Below are 16213 nucleotides of genomic sequence, written 5' to 3' on the forward strand. Positions count from 1 at the left end.
TTGGCGACGAGATGTCAGTCTCAAGGCCCTCGAAGGGTGAAGCGGAGTGTGTCACAGTAACAACTCTCACTCGAGGAGCGACTCCGCATGACCCGATTACCGATTGCCGACCGATGGTTCGAACTCAAACGCATCAGCGACGACATCACGCTACTGTGGGAACCCCACGTCGTACCGTTAATGCGCTGCAATATCTGGCATGTGCGTGGCCGCGACCGGGATCTGATGATCGATACAGGGATGGGCATCGTCAGTCTGCAGGATGCAGCGAGGCACCTGCTGCAGAAGGACGTCACCGCCGTTGCGACGCATACGCACTCGGACCATATCGGCGGACATCATGAGTTCGAGCACACGCTGGTTCACGAATTGGAGGCAGACAACCTGCGCTCGCCGCGCGAGCGAGGCACCCTTCTGGCCTCGGTATTGGGTGACGAAGCCATTCGCCGGTATCGCGAAGCAGGTTATCCGTTCGACGGCGATCTGATTACGGCCCTTCCCAGCGCTGATTACGCGATGTCCGACTATCGTGTGAGGGCCGCAACGGTCACGGAAATCGTCAAGGAAGGGAACATTGTCGATCTCGGCAACCGGCATTTTGAAGTCCTGCATCTGCCGGGCCACTCACCGGGCAGCATCGGGCTATGGGAAGCGGCGTCCGGCACGTTGTTCTCGGGCGATGCGATCTACGACGGCCCGCTGCTGGATGAGATAGGCGGCGCGGATATTCCGGCCTATGTGCGCACCATGAAGCGCCTGCGCGAATTGCCTGTGCAAGTGGTCCACGCTGGACACGACGCGAGCTTCGGGCGAGAGCGGCTGGTCGAGTTGGTCGATGCCTATCTGGCCAAACGTACCTGATCACGGGGCTGCTCGACGGCCTGGCGCGTGGCCTGCTGGACTTCGCGCGCCAGGGAAACGGTTGGCGTATGGTCTAGCCCTTAACCCGATAACCCAGTTTTACGCGTCTTTCAGCCAGGGCATTTCCACGGGTGACACCACCAGACGCCGGGACTCCCGTTTCAGTTCGAAGATAAACCCGACCAGGATCATGGAGTCGGCATACGGGATCGGGAATACGTGAGGATTGTCCGCGGTGCGTAGTGGGTGCGCCGGCGTATCTGCTGTCGTCGCGGCGTTCTCGCGGACGCTTTCCAGCTCGTCGGCCATGGCCTGCCCACTGACTTTCTGGACGCGGCTACGCAAGTCGCTGAAGGGTTCGATGCGCGCCCCGTCTTCGTTGTATTCGGGCACTTCATAGATGAACCAGGACATGTGCGTCTCCAGAGAAAAGGGCAAGTATTCTAGCAGCGTGCATCACGCATCCACGCTTTCCTGGCTACGGAAATCGAGCCGCGCTCAGTCCCCACCACAAAAAAAACTGAGACGAAAGTCTGATCCGGTCGGATGCTGCACTGCGGTGTGATCTTCCGGAACCCGCATGCTAAAAGTCATCCTAAGCGTGCCACTCAGCGATACGCGCCGAGCCGACCGGAGACATTCATGCCCTATGTTCCGCAAGTGAGACACATCGACCGGATCCGCAGGTTGATCGAAGGCCGAACGACCGATCGCGGCGCCGATGCTACGCGGCTGGCTTCGTCGTATTGGCGCTCCCTTGAACAATATCACCTCGATCCTGGCGTGACAGAAGGTCCGCGCATTCTGACCGCGCCAGAATTGCGCGACGTACAACACCGGGAAGAATCGGTTTTGCGGGCCTCGGGAGAGTGTCTTTCGCGTCTGCATGAGACGGTGCGCGAAGCGGACTACTGCGTGATGCTCACTGACGCGCAGGGCGTGACGATCGATTTTCGCGTTGACCGGGATCGGCGCCACGACTTCAAACGAGCGGGACTTTATGGGGGCTCCTGCTGGTCCGAGCGGGAAGAGGGAACCTGCGGCATTGCCGCCGTGCTGCTCGATTCCCAACCGATTACGGTGCATAAGACCGATCACTTTCGCGCCGCTTTTACCACGTTGACGTGTAGTGCTTCGCCTATTTTCGGGCTGGAAGGCGAGCTGATCGGCGTGCTGGATGCGTCGGCGATTCGCTCGCCCGATGAACGCGAAAGCCAGCGGCTGATCAATCATATCGTGCGTCATAGTGCGGTGTTGATCGAAGACAGCTTTTTTCTCAACGCGACCACGCATTGCTGGGTTTTGCTGGCGCACCGCAATCGCCACTACGTGGAAGCCCAGCCGGAAATTCTGATCGCCTTCGATGTGCGCGGAAATGCAGTCGCGGCCAATCGCCGGGCCAAAGAGTGCGTGCCGGGCCTCGATCGGCTGCCGCGACCGGTCTCCGAGTTATTTGATGTCCGCGCCGAACGTCTTCTGGATGTCAGGCCCGGTCGCGACATGGTCTCGATGAAATTTGTGGGCAACGGTTCGCCGCTCTATGCACGCGTTCGTCCACCCGTCATTCGCGCGCAACGGCAGCCTGTGCCGAAGCCTCAGGGTCCCGCCCGCGAGGCGCAACCCGCACTCACCGAAATCGATGCCCTTGAGCGCGACCGCATCGTCGCTGCCCTGACGGATGCGAAATGGCGCCCGGACGAGACCGCCCAAACCTTGGGCATCTCGCGCGCGACGCTCTACAGACGGATCGCGAAGTTCGGCATTGTCCCGCCTCACCGGCGATAGCGGCCCACGGTTTTCCAGCGGGCAAAGAACCCGCGTATTACTTCGACGTTTCATTAATCCGTATCGAATGGAGGAGCAGTCATGCCTGAAAATAATGCAAGCCAGACTATTGCACATGTTCTGGAGTCCATGGAATCAGCGCTTAAACACGGTGATACCGCTGCGGCGCTCGCGTTGTTTCAACCCGAGTGCTATTGGCGCGATCTGGTTGCTTTCACCTGGAATATCAAAACCATGGAGGGCCGGGACCAGATCGGTGCCATGCTCGACGCGCAACTCGGCACCATTAAACCCGCCCGGCTGAGGGTTGCTGAAAATGAAGCACCGACCGAAGCCGGCGGCGTAGCACAGGCGTGGATCACCTTCGAAACGGAGGTCGCCCGCGGCAGCGGCTTTATCCGCGTGAAGGATGGCCTGATCTGGACCTTGCTGACCACCATGGGTGAACTGAAAGGCCATGAAGAACCCAAAGGCAACCGCCGTCCGATGGGCGCGGAACATGGCGCGCGCATGGATCGAACGAGCTGGAAGGAACGTCGTGAAGCCGAAGCGCAGGCGCTGGGCCGCGCGGAGCAACCCTACTGTTTGATCGTGGGTGGCGGGCAGGGTGGGATTGGCCTGGGCGCGCGTCTGCGGCAGTTGGGTGTGCCGACGATCATCGTCGATAAAAATCCACGTCCTGGCGATGCCTGGCGCAACCGCTACAAGTCCCTGTGTCTGCATGATCCGGTTTGGTACGACCACATGCCTTATTTGCCGTTCCCGGATAACTGGCCGGTTTTCACGCCCAAGGACAAGATTGGCGACTGGCTCGAGATGTACACCAAGGTCATGGAGTTGAACTATTGGGGGTCGACCATTTGCAAGTCCGCGCGTTACGACGAAGCAGCGGCCGAATGGGTGGTCGAAATTGAGCACGATGGCGAGACGCTGACGCTGCGGCCAAAGCAGCTTGTGCTTGCTACGGGCATGTCGGGGAAGCCGAATATCCCCTCATTCAAGGGCATGGATGTGTTCAAAGGCGAGCAGCATCATTCGTCGAGACATCCGGGACCCGATGCGTACAAGGGCAAGAAAGTGGTGGTGATCGGCGCGAACAATTCGGCGCATGACATCTGTGCGGCGTTGTGGGAAGCAGGCGTCGACGTCACGATGGTTCAGCGTTCGTCCACGCATATCGTCAAGTCGGATTCGCTGATGGAGCTTGCGCTCGGTGATCTTTATTCCGAGCGCGCGGTGGCGTCGGGCATGACGACGTCGAAAGCCGACCTGACGTTTGCGTCGATCCCGTACAAGATCCTGCACACGTTTCAAAAGCCCGTATTCGATGCGATCAGGGAACGCGATGCGGAGTTCTATGACCGTCTGGAAAAGCGGGGTTTTATGCTCGACTTCGGCGATGACGACTCGGGGCTCTTCATGAAATATCTTCGGCGCGGGTCGGGTTACTACATTGATGTGGGCGCCGCCGACCTTGTCGCGGACGGTAAGATCAAGCTGAAGAGTAGCGTGGATGTGGTCGAACTCAAGGAACACTCTGTTCTGCTAAGCGACGGTGCCGAGCTCGAGGCGGACCTCGTCGTCTACGCAACCGGCTACGGATCGATGAACGGCTGGGCCGCCGATCTCATCTCGCGTGACGTGGCGGATAAAGTGGGCAAGGTGTGGGGGCTGGGTTCGAATACGACAAAAGACCCGGGACCGTGGGAAGGCGAGCAACGCAACATGTGGAAGCCCACGCAGCAGCCCGCCTTGTGGTTCCATGGCGGCAACCTGCATCAGTCGCGCCATTACTCCCAATATTTATCGCTGCAATTGAAGGCGCGCATGGAGGGAATTGCGACGCCGGTTTATGGGCTCCAGGAAGTGCATCATCTTTCCTGACGCCGGCGGGCGGTCGATGCGCGTGTCAGCGATCCCAGTTTGACGAATACTGGGTTGGCGTTGCAATGCGCATCGGCCGCTACGATAGTCGTTCCTCTCATTGGCCATGCGCTTGCTGACCGCTGGCAACGTCAGCCGGCTATCCGCCGGCCTCCGCCGGCTTTGACCAATCTGAGCGTCACCGCACAGACTCGCCGGCTCAGCCGTACGATTCTGAAGTCTCAACGCTCTGCTGCCACCTGTCCTCGAGCCTGTTGCGCAATCCAGCAGAACGATCGCGCTTCTACGATGAAACCATCCGTTCTCCGCATGCTGACCGCCGTTGCGTCGCTGGGCGTGGGATTCTCTGCAGCTGTGTGCAATGCCTATGCGCTCGATACACAGATGAACTGCCAGTCGAGCCCGCATGATTTCATTGCTCCGCTTCTGGACGAGCAGTCGATCGATCCAAAGCCAATGCGCATTGAAGCGAACTCGGTTAATGCATTTCGTCCCGCGCACGGCAGCAACCTGACGGCATTCGGCTTTCATGTTCATGCTGTCTTCGGCTATGAGCCAAACGATCCCATCTTCAAGCAAGGCAGCGGCCAGTCGGTTAGCTCCTCAACGTATGGCGTGGTGGTGACCGGCTCTGCCGCGTCGGTTGAGGCGAGCGTTCGACGGGCAGGGAGCGATGCTGTAGTTCACGAAGTCATTCCATTTTTTCTCACGGCCGTTTTTTGCAACGGGCATTGAGATCGATCCTCACTCGTTCAGATCGTCCATTCCTGCAGCAACGCCATTGCGCGCCCGACGAGCGCCGCAGCAGGCAAGGCCATCCCTCGCGCGCCACTTGCCACGGCCCAGGCATTGGACGCTGCGGCTCGTGCGATCAAGGCCGCCCCAGGATCCTGATCGCAGGTCCGCGTTTATGGACATGCTGAAACCGGACACAGTCAGGTTCTGACGGATTGCTCCTTGAACAGGGCAAGTGCGCAGAAGCTCATGAAGCATGCCGGCGCCACGTACCAGGCTGCGGAGATTGGATTGCCCGTCCATTTGATCAACCCTGTCACGATGAATTGTGCAGTACCGCCAAACAGGGCTACGTGCAGCGCATGCGCAGTCGCCATGCCACTGGCGCGCACCCGCGCAGGAAGCGCTTCGAGCACAAGCAGGGCGATGACGCCGGCGCCCGTCGCCACCAGCACGCTAATGAGCGCGACGCCGCACAGGATCGGCAGCGCGCTGTTCGCACCCGCAATCAACAGGAAGACCGGATAGACCAGAAGCGCCGTACATCCCGAACTCAGAAGGGCCAGTGGCTTGCGGCGAGGCAGACGGTCGACGAGGCGGCCGGACAGTGGCGGAATCACGACCAGCAACAGCGCGGACAACGCCGATGCCATGAATCCGGTGAGGGCGGGCATGTGCATCACGCGAGTCACATAACTCGGCATGAAGTAGACGATTGCGTAGACCGGTATGGTTTGCCCCATCATCATCAGCATCGCCAGGACGATCGTGGCGCTATGGTGGCGATACAGTTCGGCGAGCGGTGCGCCGGCATGCCGGGCGTCGGCGGTTGCTGACGGCGCAGGATCCTCGCGAAGCCGACGGCGAATATACAAGCCGACTGGCGCGATCAGAAGGCCAATCAGGAATGGAATACGCCAACCCCACGAGGCAAGCGCGGCTGGTGACAGCGTGCTGGAGAGCAGCAAGCCGAGAGAGGCGCCCAGCAATGCAGCGGCGCCCTGGCTAGTGAGTTGCCAGCTGACCAGATAGCCGCGCCGCGACACCGGTCCCGCCTCCATGACGAAGGTCGCGGCTACGCCGATGTCACCGCCGAGCGCAAAACCTTGCAGCGATCGAGCGGCGACAAGAATAAGCGGCGCGGCCACGCCTATCGTCGCAAATGACGGACACAGCGCGATCGCGGCTGTCGCCAGGGCCATCATCCAACTCGTTCGTGTCATGGCGGCGCGGCGTCCCACGCGGTCGGCATAAGTGCCGATCAGCATCGCGCCAAGCGGGCGCATGAAAAAACCGACACCGAAGGTGCCGACGGCCAGCAGCAGCGATGTCATTGGATCTGTCGCCGGGAAGAACTGGTCGCCGATCATCGCCGCGAAGAATCCGAACACGGTGAAGTCGAACATTTCGAGGCCGGTGACGAGCGATGCGGCGATGATGGCCTTGAGAAGTTCGCGGCGATTGCGGGTGTTCGCGACCGTAGTGAGCGGGGTCGTGCCCATTTCATTTCCTGGCGAAGAGGTGGTTCCGGACGTCGGCAGATATGCGGACGCGCGAAACTATACCCCGGTTTTCAATAGATGGCCGCAGACCGCGAGGGCTTCCTCCCATGGCACGTGCGCATGCTGATTGGTGGACGGCCGGAAGAGAACAGTCTTGCCGGTGAGAGGCAATGACGAGTGCGCGCCTTCACGCCATGCACAGAAGCGGTGCACCAAACTTGAGTTCAGCAGGGCCTGCCACACTGGCGCTATGCTAGCGTCTTCGCCTACCTTGAGGAGCAACTGATGAAACCAACTACAGGATCGATGATCACGTTTAGCCGCCCTGACGGCAAGGACGTCCAGGGTTATCTGGCCAAACCGCACAAGCCGGAAGGCGCGCCGGCCATCGTCGTGATTCAGGAGTGGTGGGGTTTGAACGACCAGATTCGCGGCGTGGCGGACCGGCTCGCGCAAGCCGGCTATCTGGCCCTGGTGCCCGATCTCTTCCGTGGCAAATCGACAGTGGAAGAAGAAGAGGCAAACCATCTGCTGAGCGGGCTCGACTTCGGCGACGCCGCCGCTCAGGATGTGCGTGGCGCCGTCCAGTATCTGAAGCAGCATGCGGCGAACGTCGGTGTGACCGGCTTTTGCATGGGTGGCGCGCTCACCTTGCTCTCGCTATGCAATATCCCTGAAGTGTCGGCCGGCGTGGTGTGGTACGGCTTCCCTCCGCTCGAGTACATCGACGCCTCGAAAATCAAGGTTCCTGTGCTCGGTCACTGGGCGACGCAAGACGAATTCTTCCCGGCAGAGACGGTCGACGTATTGGAGACGAAGCTCACCGCCGCCAATGTCGACGTCGAGTTTCATCGCTATCTTGCGTTCCATGCGTTCGCTAACGAAACGGCAGTCGGGCCGGGCCGTATCGCCAGGACCCAGTTCGATCCGGTCTGGTCGCAGCAGGCCTGGGACCGCACGCTGACGTTCTTTGGCCGCACGCTTTGGAAGTAACAGGCACGCGCGAACCCACACTGCGAGGAGGATGCTCGCGGCGGCGAGCCACTATGCTAGCCGCCGCCGCATCCCGCGCCGAAGCGCCGATCACGCGAGTCACGACCTGATCACTCTGTTTACCTATACTCATCTCACTCTGAAGGCAGCCCAATCGCCGTAACCAATACCAACAAGACGGAGCCTCACATGCCCGTAGCGATGCGAAACGCGGCCCTCGTGCTGCTGCTGTGTTTCACTTTGGGTGCCAGTGCATATGTGCAAGCCGGTTCCGGTTGCGATGGGGGATGCGACGCCCGCGGCCAGTTGCTCGATCATCGGGTCACGTTACGGCTGAGTGCCGCGGCGTTTTCGAAATTGCTTGCCTCAAACGCATCCGGTCAGCACCTCGCGCAGATCGCCGGCGCGCCTGCCTGCGGCGTGGAGATCGTGACCTTCCGCTACCGGACCATCGGCGGCGCGGGCGAGCCCACTACCGCCAGCGGCGCACTGATGATCCCGGGCGGGCGGTCGGCGGCATGTGGCGGCCCGCGTCCGCTGATGCTCTACGCGCACGGCACGACCGCATATCGCAACTACAACATCGCCGATATCACGCAAACCGATCCGGGTAACGGCGACGGCGCCGGGGAGGGCATCAGCGTTGCCGCCATGTATGCGGCCCAGGGCTATATCGTGGTGGCGACTAACTATGCGGGCTATGCCGGCTCCGATCTCGCATACCACCCCTACCTGAACGCCGACCAGCAATCCGCCGATGTGGTCGACTCGCTTCGGGCGGCGCGGGGTGCATTGCGTGAAGTGAAGCCCGCAAGAAGGACGCGCGAGAACGGCAAGCTCTTCGTTACCGGCTACTCCCAAGGTGGCTTCGTGGCATTGGCGACGCATCGTGCGCTGCAAGCGGCAGGCGTCAAGGTCACAGCATCCGCGCCGGGATCGGGTCCGTATGCACTCGCCGCCACCGCGGATGCGCTCATCGAAGGCGAGGTGAACCTGGGGTCGACGCTATTCACGACCTTGATCTTGACGGGCTATCAGCATGCCTACGAGAACATCTATCGCAAGCCCGGTGACTTCTATGAAGCGGCCTATGCCCCGGGCATCGAGAATCTCCTGCCGAGCCTGCAAGCTCTCGACCCGCTATTTGCGAAGCGGAAACTGCCCTCTGCGCAACTCTTCAACAGCGTTCCGCCGGCGCCACAATATGCTTCGATGACGCCGCCAACTTCGCCGCCTCTCGTACCGCCCGCGCTGACGCCTGTGTTTGCTGCCGGATTCGGCAATGCCAATCTCGTGCGCAACGCCTATCGCCTGAGTCTTCTGGAAGATGCCGCGGCCAATCCCGATGGCGCGTTTCCCAACACCACGGTTGCCCTGACCCCCGCGGCGAATCCTATGCATCCGCTGCGCCAGGCGTTCAAGCGCAATGACTTACGCAACTGGCTGCCGCGTGCGCCGGTTCTGCTGTGTGGCGGCGGCTCGGATCCGACGGTGTTTTTCTTCAACGCACGCATCGAACAGGCCTACTGGCAATACGCCAAAGTGCCGGCAGGGCTCACGTCCGTGCTGGATGTGGACTCTCCGATTGCCGGGTCCGATGATCCGTACGGGCCCATCAAACAGGGTTTTGCAAGCGCGAAAGCGACGCTCGCCAATCAGGCCGTTGCGGGCGGTGCAACCGATGGTGGCGCCTCAGCTGTACTTCAGGCCTATCACGGTGAACTGGTCGCGTCGTTCTGCATGGTCGCTGCCCGGGCCTTCTTCGCGAACTTTTGAGCGCCTGCGGCTATCGTGCGCAGACAACGAAGACCGGCGGCGAAGGGCCGAAGCACAGGCCCGCGCCTCACGCAGGCCTATGAGGACAACCAGCCACGCCTGATCGGCCACGCCAGCAGCGTGCGATACACCGTGACAAGGCCGCGCATCACCATGGCGCCGCCCAGCCGCCACAGCGGCGCGATCAGCTGGGATGCCACGCATGCCATGGCGATGGCCCCGACCATATCGAGCGGGAAGTGGACGCCGACAAACACGCGTGCCCACGCCACCGCGACACCGGACAGCAGGATCAGCATGCCGTACCGTCTCATGCCACCCAGCAACAAGCTCAGTGCGATGCAGGCGAATATCGTCCCATGGTCGCTCGGGAACGACGGGTCGGGTGCGTGCTCCAGAAACGTATGGCCGATTCCGATCACGAAAGGCCGGGGATGTGGCCAAACCAGACCGATAACCTGATTGAGCCCGAGGGCGAGCAGGGTCACGCAAAACGCGCGCACGGCGACTTCTCGCTGACGTTCGCCGCCGAAGAGCCATATCGCGATCAGCGACAGCGGCACGAGATAAATGACGTAGTCAGCGATCATTCGCGCGATGTCGATTTGCCAGGCTGGCGTCGATGGCGTGGCGTTGATCATCAGAAAGAGCGCCTGATTGAACGCTTCAAGTGTATTCATGCAGTGAGGTTTTTGAGGGGCGTGAGATGAATTGGGCCCCCGATCATAGCGAGCCAAGCTTAGGAAAGGCTTAGGCGCAGGCGGAGGCGATTGACAGAATCGTCCGGCGCGAGCCGTGTAATCTGTCGATGCATGGCGGCAAACATGTCGACGGCATAGGCAAGCATTATGAGGCGATCGGGATGAGCATGGACGAGCGCATTGATTTTATCGTGCGCAACATGTGGGCCAACGACGTCGCGTGTCGGTCGCATGGGCTGCGGCGCGTTTGCGTATGTTGCCGCCGACGGGGCATTTCGTGAACCGCAGGCGGCAAACGCATCGTTTGATACACGCGTATGCGCTACTTCCATTTTGAGCCGAGATTCTCCAGCCCGGCCTTCATGAGGTCCTGCGGTAACATGACGACGCGTAGCTCGCAGTCGGCGTTGAACTTCAGAAAAAATGGTTCCGCGAGTGCGGGAATTCCCGACGGATCGTCGAGGTTCACGACGAGTACCGCGCCGCGTGTTCCATTCTGCTCGGTGAAGTAGGCGGCTTCGGGTTTTAATTCTTCAAGTATTTTCCCTATCACTTCGCCGGCAGTGCCATCGCGCACCAGCGTGTTGAACGGTTCGTGCGGTATTCGTACGTTGAGAAGCATGCGCATGTCTTCCTCCTGGTTGATGCCCAAAGGGCATCTTAAGAATAGGAGGTTTATGCGTCGGTGTCGCAGTCGGTGTCTGCGTCGACTGCTTCATCTATCAGGCAGATTCCCGGGCTTTACCGAATCCTCCGTCCTGCGCTGTCGATCACATGCTCGCCGTCCTCTTTTGCAAACGCCCGTTGTTGCGCTGCGGGCAGGATATCGAGAACGACCTCGGAAGGGCGGCATAGACGCACGCCGAGCGGGGTAGCCACAATCGGCCGATTGATGAGGATCGGGTGCGCCAGCATCGCATCGAGCAATTGCTCATCGCTCAAGGACGCCTCCGCGAGGCCGAGTTCGGCATACGGTGTGCCCTTTTCGCGCAGCGCGGCGCGCACGGTGAGGCCCGCGCGCTCGATCAGGTCCTTCAGCGTGGCCCGATCGGGTGGGTTCTTCAGATACTCGATGATCTCCGGCTCGATGCCGGCATTGCGGATCATTGCCAGCGTATTGCGCGAGGTGCCGCAAGCCGGGTTGTGATAGATCGTGACGCTCATAGTCGCTGTCCTTTGACGCTGAGTGTTGCCTCGTACCAGTGCTGCGAACGATTGACGACGCCGACCACCAACAGCATCACCGGCACTTCGATCAGCACACCGACCACCGTGGCAAGCGCCGCGCCCGAATGAAACCCGAACAGACTGATCGCAGTGGCCACCGCAAGCTCGAAGAAATTGCTTGCGCCGATCAGACTCGACGGACCTGCAACGCAATGCGCGACGCCCAGCCGGCGATTGAGCAGATAGGCGAGGCCGGAATTAAAGAACACCTGAATCAGAATCGGCACCGCGAGCATCGCGATAACCAGCGGTTCCTTGACGATTGCCTGCCCCTGGAAGGCGAACAGCAGGATGAGGGTTGCCAGTAACGCGCTGATCGAATAAGGCGCGAGACGGCCGACCGCCTGCGAGAAATGCGCGCCGCCCTTGGCGAGCAAATGGCGGCGCAACCCCTGCGCGAGGATGACGGGGATGACGATGTACAAGCCGACCGACATGATCAGCGTGTCCCATGGCACCGTAATCGCGGACAAACCCAGCAGGAGGGCGACGAGCGGCGCGAATGCCACGATCATGATGGTGTCGTTGAGCGCTACCTGCGATAGCGTGAAATACGGGTCGCCTTTACACAGTTGCGACCAGACGAACACCATCGCCGTGCACGGCGCGGCCGCAAGCAGAATGAGACCGGCGATATAGCTGTCGAGCTGATGCGCGGGAAGCCATGGCGCGAACACATGCCGAATAAAAATCCAGCCGAGCAACGCCATCGAAAACGGTTTGACGAACCAGTTTACAAACAAGGTCACGCCGATACCGCGCCACTGGCTTTTCACTTGCGTCAGCGCGGCAAAATCGATCTTGACCAGCATCGGAATGATCATTACCCAGATCAGCACGCCAACCGGAAGATTCACCTGCGCCACTTCCATGCGGCCGATCGCCTGAAAAAGTTGCGGGAGCAGTTGCCCGAGCAGGATGCCGCATATGATGCACAGCGCCACCCAGACGGTCAGATAGCGCTCGAAGAATCCAATCGCCGGCCGTGCGTCGCGCGCCATGGTGTGGGTGGTGTTCATTTTTCGCAGCAGCCGGGGAGGTCGCTCGCGGCGCATGGCGCGCCGGCGCAGCAGTTTTCAGTCAGGAAGGCGATCAGGCCCGTCATCGCGTCGAAATTCGCCGAATAGATGATGAAGCGTCCGTCCTGCCGCGGTTTCACCAGCTCGGCATGTGACAGATCCTTGAGGTGGAACGAGAGGCTTGATGGGGAAAGCCCGAGCTGCTGCGCGATTTCACCGGCGGCCATGCCGTCCGGCCCGGCGACGACCAGCAAACGGAAGATCGCCAGCCGCGATTCATGAGCGAGCGCGCCAAGGGCGCGTACAACGAGGTTCGAGTCCATGGCCAAACGATACGCGGATCGTTATCATATTTCAAGTATTGTTGAAATGATGTGGCTGATTCGGCTGACCTGCGCAAAAGTGTGGGTGTGAGCTGACTGCATGTGCGATGTGGCGTGTTACGAGGCATTCAACGCCACATCGTGAGGCCACGGCAATCGCCTCGAATCAGCTCAGTTGCCGAACAACGAGGCCTGCGTCCCGCGGCCTGGCGCAGGGCGTGCCGGTTTGACCGGCGCTTCCCGACCGGCCTTTTCCGGCGCCGCAGCCGAATCCGCAGCCGAATCCGCAGCCGCTTCCAGCGAAGTCTGCCCGGCCTCGAGCGATAGAAGAAACATCTTGTTTGCCAGTCCACCGGCAAAGCCGGTCAGATCGCCGGACGCGCCGATCACGCGATGACATGGCGCCACGATCGAGAGCGGATTTCTGCCGTTCGCCGCACCCACGGCCCGCACCGCGTTGATGTGTCCGATTTGCGTGGCGATGTCCGCGTAGCTGCGCGTCTCGCCGAACGGGATCGTCAGGAGGGCCGCCCAAACTTTTTTCTGGAAGTCCGTTCCCTGGAAGTCGAGTTCAAGGTCGAACCGGTCTCTCGTCCCCGCGAAATATTCGTTCAATTGCCGCTCGGTTTCGATCAGGATCGGGCGATCATCCGCTTCGACCCTCTCCGGCAGACGCACCCGGTTCGGCTTGTCGTTCTCCCATAGAATGGCGGCGAGCCGGTTGCCGTTTGCAACGAGCTTTAGCTCGCCGACGGGTGAATTCATTGACTTGCATGCGTATGTCACTTTGCTGGGTTCCTGGCTGACTGGAGGCTAGGATGGCGCAATGCGAGGCTGCAAACTCGCCGTGCAATGGCTCCGATGCCTGACAGCTTAAACTCCGTCTTCGCCGAGGTCACGCCGGATCTTGCTATCCAATTCCGCGCATGGCCGCCGACTCAGTAGAATTGATACCCTCGGCACATCGCCGACCGGCAACCGGATATCTTCTCTACCACTGTGACAACCACCCTCGAACAACTGCGGGCCGGACAACTGGCGGGTACGCGCCGACTCAAACTCGCGTGCGGCCTGAGCGAATTCCCGCGTGAGATTTTCGATCTGGCCGACACGCTGGAAATTCTCGATCTGTCGGGTAATGCACTCTCAACGCTGCCCGACGATCTGCCACGCTTGAGCAAGCTGCGCATCATCTTTGCTGCGGACAACTCTTTCACGGAATTGCCGGAGGTTCTCGGGCAGTGTTCGCAACTGAGCATGGTCGGCTTCAAGGCCAACCGCATCCGCGAGGTTTCGGGTCAAGCGCTGCCACCGCTGTTGCGTTGGCTGATCCTCACCGACAACGAGATCGAAGCACTGCCGCCGGAAATCGGCGCCTGCACGCAACTGCAGAAGTTGATGCTTGCCGGTAACCGGTTGCACACCCTGCCCGAGGAATTGGCCGCCTGCTCGCGGCTCGAACTGGTGCGTCTTGCGGCGAATCAACTCAGCGGACTGCCCGCGTGGTTGCTGCGCCTGCCACGGCTCTCCTGGCTGGCTTACGCCGGCAATCCGTTCAGCGAAGCGCTGGAGACGGCCGCACTGACCGACACGCCGATTGGCGATATTCGATGGGATGCTTTGAAACTCGACGCGCAGTTAGGCGAGGGCGCGTCCGGTGTCATTTATCGTGCGGCGCTTGTTCCTCGTCATAACGATGCGAGCAGGCCTGTGGCCGTCAAGTTATTCAAGGGCGCGGTAACGAGCGACGGATTGCCCGACTGCGAGATGGCGGCCTGCATTCATACCGGCGATCATCCGAACCTGATTCCGGTGGTGGGCAAGGTGAAGGACCATCCAGCGGGCGCACATGGCCTGGTGATGGAGCTGATCGATCCGCAATTCACGAACCTTGCCGGACCACCGAGCCTTGAATCATGCACGCGCGACATCTATGGCGCCAGCATGCGCTTCGACCTGGCCTCGGCGTTACGCATTGCATATGGCATTGCATCGGCGGCGTGTCATCTGCATCGTCAAGGCGTGATGCATGGTGATCTGTACGCTCACAATATTCTGCACGGCGGGCAGGGTCGCGCGTTGCTGGGCGATTTTGGCGCGGCGTCTTTCTATGCTGCCGATGATCGAGACCTCAGCGCCGCGCTGCAGCGCCTGGAAGTCAGAGCGTATGGTTGTCTGCTCGAAGAGTTGATCGATCGATGCGACTGGCTGGATGCGGACGCGGACCTCGCGGCGAAGCTGGTGGCGTTGAAGGAGAATTGCCTGAGCGAGGATATCGGCAGCCGGCCCTTGTTCGACAAAATCACTTCCGTTTTGCGGCAGCTAACCGGCGCCGGCGATCGGGACGCTGCAGCGTGGGCGGCGATTTGATCCTCTTTTGTATGAACGCAATGCAACCATTCGTCCGTGTGTTTTAAGGAGAGAAAATCGATGACGCAGAGGATGCGCCGCCGCTTGCTGGTTGCCGGCACGCTTGCTGCGGCAGGTCTGACAGGTGCGGCTCGTGTCGATGCAATGCAGGGCGGCAAGCTCAAGATCGCCCTCGTGTTGAAGTCGATGACCGATCCGTTCACGGTTGCGATGACGAACGCTGCGCAGAATTATCAGAAGCACTATGCGTGGCAGTTCGGCTTGACCATTCGCGGAACGGCAACGGAGAGCGACACTGCCGTGCAGATCCGAATGGTGGACGAGTTGATCAAGGCGAGGATGAACGCGATCGTCATTGCGCCGACTGACTCGAAGGCGCTGACAGCGATCATGGCGCGGGGGATCAAGGCCGGCATCATCATGGTCACTATCGATAACCCGCTCGATGACGCAGCGCAGGATGCCGCCCATATCTCCGTGCCTTTTGTCGGGCCGAATAACCGCAATGGCGCGAAGCAGGTGGGGGACTATCTTGCGAAGCGGCTCAAGGTGGGCGATCAGGTCGGGATCATCGAAGGCATATCCGCCGACCGCAATGCGCAGCAACGCACGGCCGGCAGCAAGGACGCAATGAGCGCGGCTGGCATGAAGATCGTCGCCATACAAGCCGGCGACTGGGACTATGGGAAAGGACGGGACGTGGCGTCGAGGATGTTAGCGGACTATCCGCAAATCCGGGCACTGATGTGCGGCAACGACAATATGGCAATGGGGGCGGTCGATGCTGTTCGCGATGCGGGGAGAACCGGCGGTGTTTATATCACCGGGTATAACGGCAGCGATGCGATCAAGCCACTGCTGGCCGACGGCCGCGTACTCGCGACGATGAATCAGTTTGCCGATCGGCAAGCTGTGTTCGGCGTCGACGTGGCGTTGAAGGCGGTCACTGAACAGAGAAAGCAGAGCGAATTGTCGCGGGTCATCGAAACGCCATTGCAACTGATGACTGGGGTGAAGCGGTGATGTGAATTACGCGG

The 16213-nt window shown here is 60.6% G+C and carries 16 protein-coding genes; 8 read left to right on the forward strand and 8 right to left on the reverse strand.

The genetic code is table 11. The annotated features are described in order from the left end of the window. The first annotated feature begins 87 nt into the window (after window positions 1-87). A complete protein-coding gene (locus P3T22_RS02620) occupies window positions 88-861 on the forward strand; it encodes an MBL fold metallo-hydrolase (RefSeq protein ID WP_063498520.1) in 774 nt (257 codons plus the stop codon). A gap of 99 nt (window positions 862-960) precedes the next feature. On the opposite strand, the gene P3T22_RS02625 is transcribed toward P3T22_RS02620, so the two are convergent. After that, a complete protein-coding gene (locus P3T22_RS02625; protein ID WP_063498521.1) occupies window positions 961-1275 on the reverse strand; it encodes a hypothetical protein in 315 nt (104 codons plus the stop codon). 228 nt (window positions 1276-1503) lie between these two features. On the opposite strand from P3T22_RS02625, the gene P3T22_RS02630 reads away from it, so the two are divergent. From P3T22_RS02630 to P3T22_RS02640, 3 genes are all read left to right on the forward strand, one after another. Next, entirely contained in the window at window positions 1504-2646 is a 1143-nt protein-coding gene (locus P3T22_RS02630) for a GAF domain-containing protein (protein ID WP_429324140.1), read from the forward strand. Window positions 2647-2727: 81 nt separating this feature from the next. After that, window positions 2728-4530 carry an NAD(P)/FAD-dependent oxidoreductase gene (locus P3T22_RS02635; RefSeq protein ID WP_429324141.1) on the forward strand — a complete coding sequence of 601 codons (1803 nt, stop codon included), beginning with the start codon at window positions 2728-2730 and terminating at the stop codon, window positions 4528-4530. A 288-nt stretch (window positions 4531-4818) separates the two neighbouring features. Next, on the forward strand, window positions 4819-5265 hold the full coding sequence (locus P3T22_RS02640) for a hypothetical protein (RefSeq protein WP_063498524.1): 447 nt from the start codon (window positions 4819-4821) through the stop codon (window positions 5263-5265). A 200-nt stretch (window positions 5266-5465) separates the two neighbouring features. Here P3T22_RS02640 and P3T22_RS02645 read toward each other — a convergent pair whose 3' ends face one another. Further along, window positions 5466-6767, reverse strand: a complete 1302-nt coding sequence (locus P3T22_RS02645) for an MFS transporter (RefSeq protein ID WP_429324142.1) — start codon at window positions 6765-6767, stop codon at window positions 5466-5468. 285 nt (window positions 6768-7052) lie between these two features. Here P3T22_RS02645 and P3T22_RS02650 point away from each other — a divergent pair, with 285 nt between their 5' ends. After that, window positions 7053-7760 carry a dienelactone hydrolase family protein gene (locus tag P3T22_RS02650; RefSeq protein WP_429324143.1) on the forward strand — a complete coding sequence of 236 codons (708 nt, stop codon included), beginning with the start codon at window positions 7053-7055 and terminating at the stop codon, window positions 7758-7760. 189 nt (window positions 7761-7949) lie between these two features. Beyond that, window positions 7950-9536, forward strand: coding sequence for an alpha/beta hydrolase family protein (locus P3T22_RS02655; RefSeq protein ID WP_063498527.1), 1587 nt, complete (start codon window positions 7950-7952; stop codon window positions 9534-9536). A gap of 77 nt (window positions 9537-9613) precedes the next feature. Here the strand turns inward: P3T22_RS02655 and P3T22_RS02660 are convergent, their stop codons facing one another. From P3T22_RS02660 to P3T22_RS02685, 6 genes are all read right to left on the reverse strand, one after another. Further along, window positions 9614-10216 carry a phosphatase PAP2 family protein gene (locus P3T22_RS02660; protein ID WP_063498528.1) on the reverse strand — a complete coding sequence of 201 codons (603 nt, stop codon included), beginning with the start codon at window positions 10214-10216 and terminating at the stop codon, window positions 9614-9616. 343 nt (window positions 10217-10559) lie between these two features. Beyond that, a complete protein-coding gene (locus tag P3T22_RS02665) occupies window positions 10560-10865 on the reverse strand; it encodes a hypothetical protein (RefSeq protein WP_063498530.1) in 306 nt (101 codons plus the stop codon). A 113-nt stretch (window positions 10866-10978) separates the two neighbouring features. Beyond that, window positions 10979-11401, reverse strand: coding sequence for an arsenate reductase (glutaredoxin) (gene arsC, locus P3T22_RS02670; protein ID WP_429324144.1), 423 nt, complete (start codon window positions 11399-11401; stop codon window positions 10979-10981). Then, entirely contained in the window at window positions 11398-12483 is a 1086-nt protein-coding gene (gene arsB / locus P3T22_RS02675; protein ID WP_063498532.1) for an ACR3 family arsenite efflux transporter, read from the reverse strand. The genes arsC and arsB overlap by 4 nt, the downstream gene beginning before the upstream one ends. After that, window positions 12480-12806, reverse strand: coding sequence for an ArsR/SmtB family transcription factor (locus tag P3T22_RS02680; protein ID WP_429324145.1), 327 nt, complete (start codon window positions 12804-12806; stop codon window positions 12480-12482). Before P3T22_RS02680 ends, arsB begins: the two co-directional genes overlap by 4 nt. Window positions 12807-12977: 171 nt before the next feature. Then, window positions 12978-13592, reverse strand: a complete 615-nt coding sequence (locus P3T22_RS02685; protein ID WP_063498534.1) for a methylated-DNA--[protein]-cysteine S-methyltransferase — start codon at window positions 13590-13592, stop codon at window positions 12978-12980. 213 nt (window positions 13593-13805) lie between these two features. On the opposite strand from P3T22_RS02685, the gene P3T22_RS02690 reads away from it, so the two are divergent. Together P3T22_RS02690 and P3T22_RS02695 are read left to right on the forward strand one after the other, a co-directional pair. Continuing rightward, the gene (locus tag P3T22_RS02690; RefSeq protein WP_063498535.1) at window positions 13806-15176 is read left to right on the forward strand and encodes a leucine-rich repeat-containing protein kinase family protein; all 1371 of its coding nucleotides are present in this window, start codon (window positions 13806-13808) and stop codon (window positions 15174-15176) included. A 60-nt stretch (window positions 15177-15236) separates the two neighbouring features. Continuing rightward, complete coding sequence (locus tag P3T22_RS02695) at window positions 15237-16199, forward strand: substrate-binding domain-containing protein (RefSeq protein ID WP_063498536.1); 963 nt, start codon at window positions 15237-15239, stop codon at window positions 16197-16199. Window positions 16200-16213 lie beyond the last annotated feature (14 nt).

This window comes from Paraburkholderia sp. GAS348 (genome assembly GCF_050434205.1).
GTDB lineage: Bacteria > Pseudomonadota > Gammaproteobacteria > Burkholderiales > Burkholderiaceae > Paraburkholderia.